This window comes from Methylobacterium sp. J-059 (assembly GCF_022829485.1).
Taxonomy (GTDB): Bacteria; Pseudomonadota; Alphaproteobacteria; order Rhizobiales; family Beijerinckiaceae; genus Methylobacterium.
The window spans coordinates 21,960-32,934 of sequence record NZ_JAKSYA010000065.1; the positions used below are offsets into that span (position 1 = coordinate 21,960).

Sequence of the window (10,975 nt, forward strand, 5' to 3'; positions counted from 1 at the left end):
AGATCGGCCTTAATTCCTGACATGCGATCACGGCGCATGCGCGGTCCACGGACATTCCTTCAGGCGAGAGGCGGAGCGACGGCGGTCGAATTCGCCCTCGTCGCGCCGATGCTGCTGTTGACGATCGCCTTCGTCATGGCCGTCGCCCTGGTGATGTTCGTCAACCAGCGGCTCGATTACGCGACGAGCCAGGCCGCCCGGCAGGTGATGATCGGCAAAGCCAAGATCAATGGCATCGATCAGGCGACGTTCAAGACCGCGCTCTGCAGCAGGCTGCCGGCCGTGATGTCGTGCGGGAACGTCGTGGTGAACCTCTACAAAGTGCAGCCGACCTCCGGCGCGAGGAGCGGCTACTACGCCTTCGTCAAGCCGGACGTCAGCGGCCTCCTGGTGCCGTCCCAGACGAGCGGATCGGGCCAGTACGATCTCGGCAATGCTGGAGACTATCAGTACCTGCAGGTCATCTACCCGATTTCGGTCCTGCCGAGCGTCTTCGCATCCCTGCTCGGCACCGACGGCTCCACGAGCTATCTGGCGATCTCGACGGCGGCATTCCGCAACGAGAAGTTCTGATGGCACCCCGTCGGCCATCCCTCACGCAACGCTTCCGCGACGACCCGCGCGGGCTGTCGGCGGTCGAGTTCGCGCTCGTCCTGCCGGCGCTGCTCGCGCTGATGCTCGGCGGCATCCAGCTGGTCACGTACGTGAACGCGACGCGCAAGGTCGAGCTCGTCGCGCACTCGATCAGCCAGATGATCTCACAGGTGCCGCCGCCGCCGGGGTCCACGATCGCCACGGTCAACGCGACCGACCTTCACTTCAGCTTCGATTCGGCGCTCGTGCTGTTCCCCTACGTCATGAAGGATGCGGCCCGGCAGAACGTGCTTTGGTCGAACGACATCACCATCAAGTACGCCAGCGTCGCCTTCACGCAGAAGTCGACCGCCTGCAACGACCCGGCCGACATGAGCGCCTGCTACACGGCCAACGTCGTGTGGACGAGCACGGGCACGTCCGGCAGCACCCAGCGCCCCTGCGGGACACCTTTGCTGCCCGCCGACAATACCGCCGCGCCGAACGTCGGAACATTGCCGCGCTCGGTCTACGGTCCCGGCTCGATCATCGTCATCGACGTGGCATTCACCTTCAAGCCGCTCTTCGGTGCGAAGTTCTTTTCAGGCAGCCAGATCGCCCGCTCGGTCTACGTCCAGCCGCGCTACGCCACCCTCGTGAACTACGACACCGCGAACAGCGACGGGATCGCCACGAAATGTTCTGGCTACTGAACCGCCTTCGCCGGGCAGACCGGCACGCCGTCTCGCGTCCGAGCTTTGCGGAGGCACGGAGTGGCAACGTCGCGATGATCTTCGGCCTCAGCCTGATCCCGCTGGTCGGGCTCATCGGGCTCGGGGTCGATTACGGCGTCGCGATCACCAACAAGACGAAGCTCGACGGCGCGGCGGACGCGGCCGCGGTCGCGGCCGTGGCGACGGCCAAGGCCTACATCGCCGCCAACCAGGGCCAGCCCAACCTCACCGCCAAGGCGATCGCGGCGGGCATCACCCAGGCCACCAACGTCTTCAACGTCAACGCGGGGAAGGTGCCGTTCACCACCTACACGCTGCAGACGCCGCAGCTGGCCCCGGACGGCCAGTCCCTGACGTCGACGGTCGCCTACAGCGCCACCGTGACGAACACCTTCGGCCGGATCTTCCGCACGCCGACGACCCCCCTCGCCAATACGGTGACCGCGTCGACCGACCTCGCAAGCTACCTCGACTTCTACGTGATGGTGGACGTGTCGGGATCGATGGGGCTGCCGACCTCGGCGAGCGACATGAACCTGCTCGCCAGCATGAACGTCGAATCGACGCTCACCGATTCCAAACAGGGATGCATGTTCGCTTGCCACTGGCCCGGAGCCAACGGGTGGAACCTGGCAGTCAATCACAAACCGAAACCGATTCAATTGCGTTCGGATTCTGTCAACAATGCCGTTTGCTCGCTGCTTCAGCGTGCCACGAGCCAAATGATCGTCCCGAACCAGTACCGGGTCGGCATCTATCCGTTCATCAATCAGTTGGCGACGCTCTCTCCGCTCTCCAGCAACCTTGCCACGGCGAACACGGCGGCCGAATGCACGAAGCAACCGCCAATGGCGTTCACCAATCTTCTCGATACCAACACCACCCAGCTCTCCGTCAACGGCGATCCGAGCACCGGCACGGGGAGCGGCGGGACGCATTTCGAGGTCGCCCTGCCTCAGATGAAGTCGACCATCTCGGCTTACGGTGATGGCTCGTCCACCAGCAACCCGAAGCCGTTCGTGTTTCTCATCACGGACGGAATGCAGAACGGTCAACACTACTATCTTTGGAAGAACGGAAAGTACACGTATCCTGGAAATCCATCGAAGTTCAACGGCTATGCCAACGCGTGGTGGGACGGTTCCAGCCCCGCCCAAATGGACCCGTCCAATTGCACAGCGCTGAAGAACGCCGGCGCGACAATCTCAGTCCTCTACATCCCCTATATTACGATCAACTCAACCAACGACGGAACCTATACGGCTTGGGAGAACAATCAGGTCAACCAATTCAGCCCGACGCTCTCGACCCCGCTCAAGAGCTGCGCCTCGCAGGGCTTCTTCTTCACGGCCAGTTCGGCGGACGAAATCAACGCTTCGCTGAGCGCGATGCTCGACCGCGCCGTGAAGATGACCCGCCTGACGCAGTAGGCTCGGCGGCGGCCTTTGCCTGCCGGTGCGGACTAGGCTATCGCGGGCGGATCGAAGGACGGCGCCTCGCGGCGCCCGACAGGGCCGGATCCCCCCGGCGATCCGAGCGCGCGTAAGCCAAGAGAATGCTGCAGAACATCCGCAACGCGAGCCAGCACTGGCTCGGCAAGATCGTGCTGACGGTGATCTTCACGTTCCTGATCGCGGGCGTCGCGGTCTTCGGCGTCGAGGAGTTCTTCCGCGGCGGCTCGTCGACCGCGGTGGCCACGGTCGGCAAGACGCCGATCACGGCCGAGGCCGTCCGCACCGCCTACCAGAACCAGCTCCAGCGCTACCAGACGCAGATGCGGCGCACGCTGACCCCGGATCAGGCGCGGGCGCTCGGCGTCGACCGGCAGGTGCTGTCCCAGCTCGTGACCGAGGCGTCGCTCGACCAGAAGACCTCCGATCTCGGCCTCGCGGTGCCCGACGCCTCGGTGATCCGGGCGATCCACGACGAGAAGAGCTTCCAGAACGCGCAAGGCCAGTTCGAGTCGGCGCTGTTCTACCAGACCCTCCAGCGCGCCGGCCTGAACGAGGCGATGTTCGTGCGCGAGCAGCGCGCCGTCATCGCGCGGCTGCAGCTCGCCGAGGCGGTCTCCGCCGACCTGCACGTGCCGGAGGCGATGCGCCTGGCGGTGCATCGGTACGCCACCGAGCGGCGCAAGGCCGCCTACCTGATGCTGCCGCCCTCGGCCGCCGGCGAGGTCGCGGCGCCGAGCGAGGACGCGCTGAAGGCCTATTACGAGGGAAACCGCTCGGCCTACCGTGCCCCGGAATACCGCGCCGCGACCCTGCTGGTGCTCGACCCGGCGGCGATGGCCAAGCCCGACGCGGTCTCGGCCGAGGAGGTGCAGAAGGTCTACGACCAGGAGAAGGCGCGCTTCGGCGCGCCCGAGAAGCGCACGATCCAGCAGATCGTGTTCCCCGATGCCGCGGCCGCCGAGGCGGCGCGCAAGGCGATCGCCGACGGCAAGAGCTTCGCCGCGGTGGCGGAGGAGCGCGGCACCGACGGCAAGGACCTGACCCTGGGGACGCTGACGCGGGCCGAGCTGTTCGATCCGGCCGTGGCCGATGCCGCCTTCGGCCTCGACAAGGACGGCACCAGCCAGCCGGTGAAGGGCCGCTTCGGCACGGTGCTCCTCCACGTCACCGCGATCGAGCCGGCGACGGTGAAGACGCTGGCCGAGGTCGAGCCGGAGATCCGCAGGCAGATCGCGCTGGCGCGGGCCCGCGACGGCGTCGACAAGATCCACGACGCGATCGAGGACCAGCGCGCCGGCGCCAAGCCGCTCGCCGACATCGCCAAAGAGCGCGACCTGCCGATCGTGACGATCGCGGGCGTCGACGCGCAGGGCAAGGATCCGGCGGGCCGGACGGTGGCCGGCATCCCCGATTCCGAGACGACGCTGCCGGCGCTGCTGCGCGCCGAGATCGGCGGCGACAACGAGCCGCTGCGGACCAAGGCCGGCGGCTACGTCTGGTACGACGTGACCAAGATCGACGCGGCGCACGACAAGCCCCTCGACGAGGTCCGCGACGCGGTCGCCGCAGGCTGGCGCGAGGCCGAGGTCTCGCGCCTGCTGCAGGCCAAGGGCAAGGCTCTGGCCGAGCGGCTCGACAAGGGCGAGACCCTCGCGGCGCTCGGCACCGAGATCGGCGTCAACCCGCAGGAGGGCGACGATCTGGCCCGCAACCAGGCCAAGGACGCGCTGACGGTCGACGTGGTCAACCGCATCTTCGCGACCGCCGTCGGCAAGGCCGGCTCGGCCGCGTCCGGCGAGGCGCGCGCGGTCTACAAGGTCGAGGCCGCGACGATGCCGGCCTTCGTCGCCGGCAGCCCGGCCGACAAGACCATCGAGGGCAACTTCCGCACCGCGCTGGCCGACGACGTGCTCGGCGAATACATCGCCGAGGTGCAGAAGAACGCCGGCGTCAGCGTCAACCAGGCGGCGCTGCGGCGCGCGATCGGCGGCGAGTACTAGGGCCGATGGCGGACGCGTCCGACTACGCCGCCTACGCGGCGGCCTACGAGGCCGGTCGCCCGGTCCTCCTCGACCTGACGCTGGTGGCCGACCTCGAGACGCCGGTCGCCGCGTTCCTCAAGCTGCGCAGCCGCCATTCCGGCCCGGCCTTCCTGCTCGAATCGGTCGAGGGCGGCGTGGTGCGCGGGCGCTACTCGATGATCGGCCTCGATCCCGACCTCGCCTGGCGTTGCCGCGACGGCCGCGCCGCGCTCGCCCGCGACGACCTCTCCGCCTTCGTCGCCGACGCGCGCGCGCCGCTCGAGTCGCTGCGCGCGCTGATCGCCGAGAGCGCGATCGTGGAGGGCGAGGGCTCCGAGCTTCCGCCGATGGCGGCCGGCCTGTTCGGCTATCTCGGCTACGACATGGTCCGTGCCATGGAGCGGCTGCCCGAGCCCAATCCCGACCCGCTGAACGTGCCCGACGCCATCCTCGTGCGCCCGCGGGTGATGGTGGTGTTCGATTCCGTGCGCGACCTGATCACCGTGGTCTGCCCGGTGCGCCCGGTGGCCGGGGTGACGGCGAAGGCCGCCTACGAGGCGGCGCTGGCGCGCCTCGACCGGATCGCCGAGGCGCTGGAAGGCCCGCTGCCGATCGAGGCGCGGGTCGACCTCGCCGCGGTCGCGAGGCCCGAGCCGGTCTCGAACACCTCGCCGGAGGCCTATCTCGCGATGGTGGCCAAGGCGAAGGATTACATCGCCGCCGGCGACGTGTTCCAGGTGGTGCTGTCGCAGCGCTTCGAGGCGCCGTTCACCCTGCCGGCGATCGCGCTCTACCGCTCGCTGCGGCGCACGAACCCGGCGCCGTTCCTGTGCTACCTCGACTTCTGCGAGTTCCAGGTCGTCTGCTCGTCGCCCGAGATCCTCGTGCGGGTGCGCGACGGCAAGGTCACGATCCGGCCGATCGCCGGCACCCGCCGCCGCGGCGCGACGCCGGCCGAGGACCGCGCGCTCGCCGACGAGCTGCTGGCCGACCCCAAGGAGCGCTCCGAGCACCTGATGCTGCTCGACCTCGGCCGCAACGACGTCGGCCGCGTCGCCAGGCTCGGCACCGTCACCGTCACCGGCTCGTTCTTCCTCGAATACTACAGCCACGTGATGCACATCGTCTCGAACGTCGAGGGCGACCTCGACCCGAAGCACGACACCCTGGCCGCGCTCGCGGCCGGGTTCCCGGCCGGCACGGTCTCGGGGGCGCCGAAGGTGCGGGCGATGGAGATCATCGACGAGCTCGAGCGCGAGAAGCGCGGGCCCTACGGCGGCTGCATCGGCTATTTCGGCGCGCGCGGCGAGATGGACACCTGCATCGTCCTGCGCACCGCGATCGTGAAGGACGGCCGCATGCACGTGCAGGCCGGCGCCGGCATCGTCTACGATTCCGATCCGCAATCCGAGCAGCAGGAATGCGTGAACAAGGCCCGCGCCCTGTTCCGCGCGGCCGAGGACGCGGTGCGCTTCGCGGCGCAGGCGAAGCGCGGGCAGTAGGCTCAGCCGAGCGCGCGCAACGCGGTCCGCAAGGCATCCGCGTCGACCCCGCCGAGCGCCGCATCGACGGCCGTGTGCGTCTCGCGCCAGACCGGCACCGCGGCCGCGAGGCTGGCGCGGCCGGCCTCCGTCAAGGCCAGGAGGCGGCCGCGCCGGTCCTTCGGATCGACGGCGACCGTCGCGAGGCCGCGCCGCTCCAGAACCTTCACGGCGGCGGTGAGCGTCGTCCGGTCCATCGCGAGCAGGCCGGCCACCGACGCCATCGGCGCCGGCTCGGGTCGGTTGAGGGACATCAGCAGCGAGAACTGCCCGCTCGTCAGCCCGAGCGGCCGCAGCGCGTCGTCGAAGCGGCGACTGAGGGCGCGGGCCGCGCGCTGGGCATGCAGGCAAAGGCACGTCTCGCGGACGGCGGCGGTGGTCGCGAAGGGGACGACGGTTGACATCCGTCGAATTACGTTGATATCAACGCAAATCGCAATGCGACAAACGTGCCTGTTCCGGGAGCCGAGACCATGGCGGATCACGCGGGCACCTTCGTCTGGTACGAGCTGACGACGCCCGACATCGCGTCGGCGCAGGCCTTCTACGGCGCGGTCGCGGGTTGGAGCATCGTCGATGTGGGGATGCCCGGGGTCGACTACCGCATCGCGCGGGCGGGCGACGTCCAGATCTGCGGGATGATGGCCCCGACCGGATGCGAGCCCCCCGCCGGCGCGCGGCCGGGCTGGCTCGGATACGTCGCGGTCGCCGACGTGGACGCCTCCGCCGCGCGCGTGACGGCGGCCGGCGGGCGCGTGACCTTCGGACCGCGCGACATCCCGGGCGTCGGCCGGTTCTGCATCGCCGCCGACCCGCAGGGCGCCGCCTTCGCGCTGTTTCGCGGCGACGGGACGCCGCCGCCGATGCCGCCGCCGGGCACGCCCGGCCCGTTCGGCTGGCACGAGCTGCACGCCCGCGACGGGGAGCCGGCCTTCGCCTTCTATGCCGGCCTGTTCGGCTGGGAAAAGTCCATGGCGGTCGATATGGGGCCGATGGGCACCTATCAGGTCTTCGCCCGCCACGGGGTCGACCTCGGCGGGATGATGACCTCGCCGATGCCGGCAGCCCCGTGCTGGCTGTTCTACATCGCCGTCGAATCGATCGACGCCGCGGCCGAGCGGGTCGCTGCGGCCGGCGGCACCGCCCTGCAGGGCCCGCACGCGGTGCCGGGGGGCGCCTGGATCGTCCAGGCGCGGGATCCGCAGGGCACGCTGTTCGCCCTGGTCGGCCCGAGGGTGGCGGCCTCACCGGCGTGAAGCGGCAGACGCGCCCGTCGCCTTGACCGGCGCCGCCGGCCGGGCCAGATCGTCGGTCATGGAACCCGCGCCGACGCCCTCCGTCCTTGTCATCGACAACTACGATTCCTTCACCTGGAACCTCGTCCACCTGATCGGCCCGCTCAGCGGCGCGATCGACGTGGTGCGCAACGACCAGGTGACGGTCGACGAGATCCGCGCGCGCGCGCCCGACGCCCTGGTGCTGTCGCCCGGGCCCTGCACCCCGAACGAGGCCGGCATCTGCCTCGATGCGGTCAGGGAGCTCTCGGGCGAGATCCCGATCTTCGGGGTCTGCCTCGGCCTCCAGGCGATCGGCCAAGCCTTCGGCGGCGACGTGGTGCGGGCGCCCGCGCCGATGCACGGCAAGGTCTCGACCATCCGCCACGGCGCGAAGGGCATCTTCCGCGGGCTCAACGACAGCTTCGACGCGACGCGCTACCATTCGCTGGTGGTCGACCGTGCCGGCTGCCCCGAGGCGCTGACGGTGACCGCCGAGGCCGACGGCCTGATCATGGGCCTGGAGCACGCGCACCTGCCGGTGCACGGCGTGCAGTTCCACCCCGAGAGCATCCTCTCGCATCACGGCACGCGGATCCTGCAGAACTTCCTCGACATCGCGACGGCGTGGAACCGGGCGCGCGGGCGGGACCAGGCACGTGACAAGGCCCGTCCCGGCGTGCATTGACGCGGGATTCCCGCGAACGCGTCGCCCGTCGAGCCGATGGAATCCTTCAAGCCCCATCTCGCCAAGGTCGCCGCCGGGTTCTCCCTCGACCGGGCGGAAGCCCGCGCGGCGTTCGACGACCTGCTGTCGGGCGAGGTCACGCCCGTCCAGGCCGGCGCCTTCCTCGTCGGCCTCAAGGTCCGCGGCGAGACGCCGGACGAGATCGTCGGCGCCGTCGAGGCGATGCGCGCGCGCATGGTCCGGGTCGCAGCGCCGGCCGGCAGCGTCGACGTGGTCGGCACCGGCGGCGACCACTCGGGCAGCTACAACGTCTCGACGCTGGCCGCGATCGTCACCGCCGCCTGCGGCGTGCCGGTGGCCAAGCACGGCAACCGCGCCGCGACCTCGCGCTCGGGCGCGGCCGACGTGCTGGCGGCGCTCGGCGTCAGGCTCGGGCTCGACCCGGCGGGCCTGAGCCGGTGCCTGAGGCAGGCCGGCCTGTGCTTCATGTTCGCCCAGACCCACCACGGCGCGATGCGGCACGTGGCGGCGGTGCGCTCGGAATTGCCGGTGCGCACCATCTTCAACCTGCTCGGGCCCCTCTCGAACCCGGCCAGCGTCGAATGCCAGCTGCTCGGCGTGTCGCAGGCGGCCTGGGCCGAGCCGCTGACGCAGGTCCTCGCCGAGCTCGGAAGTCGCCGGGTCTGGACCGTGCACGGCTCGGACGGGCTCGACGAGATCACCGTCACTGGCCCGACCCAGGTGGTGGCGCTGGAGGGCGGCCGGATCTCGACCTTCGCGGTCGATCCGCGCGACGTCGGCCTGCCGCTGCACGACCTCGAGGCGCTCCGCGGCGGCGATCCCGAGCACAACGCGCGCGCCTTGGCCGACGTCCTGTCGGGCACGCGCAACGCCTACCGGGACATCGTGGTTCTGAATGCGGGCGCCGCGCTCGTGGTCGCAGGCCTGACGCACGCCCTCGCCGACGGCGTCGCGCGGGCGCAGGATGCGATCGATTCGGGGGCGGCCCGCGCGACGCTGGCCCGCCTCGTCGCGGTCTCGAACGGATAGGGTATACCGATGGCCACCGACGCCCTCGCCGAACCGCCGCCTCCGACCGAGCCGCCGGCGACCGATCGCTCGAGCGTGCTCGCCCGCATCGAGGCCTACAAGCGCCGCGAGATCGCCGAGGCGAAGCTGCGGGTGCCGCTCGCCAAGCTGGAGACGCGCGCCGCCAAGGCCTCGCCGCCGCGGGGCTTCGCCGACGCGATCCGGGCGCACGTGGCGGAAGGGCGCCCGGCGCTGATCGCCGAGGTGAAGAAGGCCTCTCCGTCCAAGGGCCTGATCCGGGCGGATTTCGACCCGGCCGCGCTGGCCGCCGCCTACGAGAAGGGCGGCGCCACCTGCCTCTCGGTGCTCACCGACGAGCCCTCGTTCCAGGGCCGGCCCGAATACCTCACCCAGGCGCGCGAGGCCTGCCGGCTTCCGGTGCTGCGCAAGGACTTCCTGTTCGAGCCCTACCAGGTCTACGAGGCGCGGGCCTGGGGCGCCGACTGCATCCTGGCGATCATGGCCTGCCTCGACGACGACGAGGCGGAAGCCTTGGTCGAGACGGCGCACGAGCTCGGCATGGACGTGCTGGTCGAGGTGCACGACGCCGCCGAGCTCGCCCGCGCGATCCCGCTCGGCACCGCGCTGATCGGCGTCAACAACCGCAACCTGAAGACCTTCGAGGTCTCGTTCGAGACCGCGATCACGCTCGGCGCCGAGATCCCGCCCGACCGCATCGCGGTGGCCGAGAGCGGCATCGGCGGCCATGCCGACGTCGCCCGGCTCGGCCGCCACGGCCTCAACGTCGTCCTCGTCGGCGAGAGCCTGATGCGCCAGGACGACGTGACGGCGGCGACGCACGACCTGCTGTTCGGGCCCAAGGCCGCGAAGAAGGCGAAGGGCTGATCGTGGACGAACCCCGCCTCACGCACCTCGACGCCACCGGCGCGGCCAACATGGTCGACGTCGGCGACAAGCCCGCGACCACCCGCACCGCCCGCGCCGAGGGGCGGGTGGTGATGCTGCCCGCCACCCTGGCGCTGATCCGCGAGGGCGATGCCAAGAAGGGCGACGTGGTCGGCACCGCCCGCCTCGCCGGGATCATGGCGGCCAAGCGCACCCACGAGCTGATCCCGCTCTGCCATCCGCTCCTGCTCACCAAGGTCCGGGTCGATTGCGAGATCGACGACGCGCTGCCGGGCCTGCGCCTCACGGCGGAGGTCCGCGTGCAGGGCCCGACCGGCGTCGAGATGGAGGCGCTGACCGCCGTCTCGGTCGCCTGCCTCACGGTCTACGACATGGTGAAGGCCGCCGACCGCGGCATGCGGATCGAGGGCATCCGCCTGCTCGCCAAGGACGGCGGCCGCTCCGGCGCGTACCGCGCGGAGGACGCGGCGTGATGGCCCCCGGCGCTCATCCCTCCCCCCTGTGCGGGGGCGGGTGGCCCACGAAGCGGGTCGGGAGAGGGGAACGCCGTATCCGGAGAGGTCGCCCCCCTCTCCCGACCTTCGGTGCCGCGAGGCCCACCCTCCCCCGCGGAGGGGGGAGGGAGAAAACCGGAGCGCGTCCGGGACCGGGGGCGCTCGCGTGAGCGGCCTGATCCCCGTCGCCGAAGCGCTCGCGCGCATCCTCACGAGCGTGCCCGGGCCGGTCGCGGCCGA

Annotated in this window: 11 protein-coding genes; 10 read left to right on the forward strand and 1 reads right to left on the reverse strand. The window is 70.5% G+C overall.

Annotated elements, in window-relative coordinates; all coding sequences use genetic code 11:
• The first annotated feature begins 36 nt into the window (after positions 1-36).
• The 5 genes from MKK55_RS07420 (at position 37) to trpE (ending at position 6,284) form a co-directional block, all read left to right on the forward strand.
• The gene (locus MKK55_RS07420) at positions 37-573 is read left to right on the forward strand and encodes a TadE/TadG family type IV pilus assembly protein (protein WP_147843131.1); all 537 of its coding nucleotides are present in this window, start codon (positions 37-39) and stop codon (positions 571-573) included.
• Positions 573-1,286, forward strand: a complete 714-nt coding sequence (locus MKK55_RS07425) for a TadE/TadG family type IV pilus assembly protein (protein WP_243933974.1) — start codon at positions 573-575, stop codon at positions 1,284-1,286. The genes MKK55_RS07420 and MKK55_RS07425 overlap by 1 nt, the downstream gene beginning before the upstream one ends.
• Positions 1,271-2,737, forward strand: a complete 1,467-nt coding sequence (locus MKK55_RS07430; protein WP_243933976.1) for a TadE/TadG family type IV pilus assembly protein — start codon at positions 1,271-1,273, stop codon at positions 2,735-2,737. Before MKK55_RS07425 ends, MKK55_RS07430 begins: the two co-directional genes overlap by 16 nt.
• A gap of 125 nt (positions 2,738-2,862) precedes the next feature.
• The gene (locus MKK55_RS07435; RefSeq protein WP_243933978.1) at positions 2,863-4,761 is read left to right on the forward strand and encodes a peptidylprolyl isomerase; all 1,899 of its coding nucleotides are present in this window, start codon (positions 2,863-2,865) and stop codon (positions 4,759-4,761) included.
• 5 nt (positions 4,762-4,766) lie between these two features.
• Entirely contained in the window at positions 4,767-6,284 is a 1,518-nt protein-coding gene (trpE, locus tag MKK55_RS07440; protein WP_147843135.1) for an anthranilate synthase component I, read from the forward strand.
• 2 nt (positions 6,285-6,286) lie between these two features.
• Here trpE and MKK55_RS07445 read toward each other — a convergent pair whose 3' ends face one another.
• A complete protein-coding gene (locus MKK55_RS07445; protein ID WP_147843136.1) occupies positions 6,287-6,727 on the reverse strand; it encodes a MarR family winged helix-turn-helix transcriptional regulator in 441 nt (146 codons plus the stop codon).
• 69 nt (positions 6,728-6,796) lie between these two features.
• Between MKK55_RS07445 and MKK55_RS07450 the strand changes: the two genes are divergently transcribed.
• From MKK55_RS07450 to moaC, 5 genes are read left to right on the forward strand one after another with little or no spacing between them, the layout of a single operon-like run.
• The gene (locus MKK55_RS07450) at positions 6,797-7,579 is read left to right on the forward strand and encodes a VOC family protein (protein ID WP_243933980.1); all 783 of its coding nucleotides are present in this window, start codon (positions 6,797-6,799) and stop codon (positions 7,577-7,579) included.
• A 58-nt stretch (positions 7,580-7,637) separates the two neighbouring features.
• Entirely contained in the window at positions 7,638-8,285 is a 648-nt protein-coding gene (locus MKK55_RS07455) for an anthranilate synthase component II (RefSeq protein WP_147729087.1), read from the forward strand.
• Positions 8,286-8,321: 36 nt separating this feature from the next.
• The gene (trpD, locus tag MKK55_RS07460; RefSeq protein ID WP_243933982.1) at positions 8,322-9,335 is read left to right on the forward strand and encodes an anthranilate phosphoribosyltransferase; all 1,014 of its coding nucleotides are present in this window, start codon (positions 8,322-8,324) and stop codon (positions 9,333-9,335) included.
• Positions 9,336-9,344: 9 nt separating this feature from the next.
• Entirely contained in the window at positions 9,345-10,220 is an 876-nt protein-coding gene (gene trpC, locus MKK55_RS07465) for an indole-3-glycerol phosphate synthase TrpC (protein WP_147729089.1), read from the forward strand.
• Positions 10,221-10,222: 2 nt separating this feature from the next.
• Positions 10,223-10,714, forward strand: coding sequence for a cyclic pyranopterin monophosphate synthase MoaC (gene moaC / locus MKK55_RS07470; protein ID WP_147729090.1), 492 nt, complete (start codon positions 10,223-10,225; stop codon positions 10,712-10,714).
• Positions 10,715-10,975 lie beyond the last annotated feature (261 nt).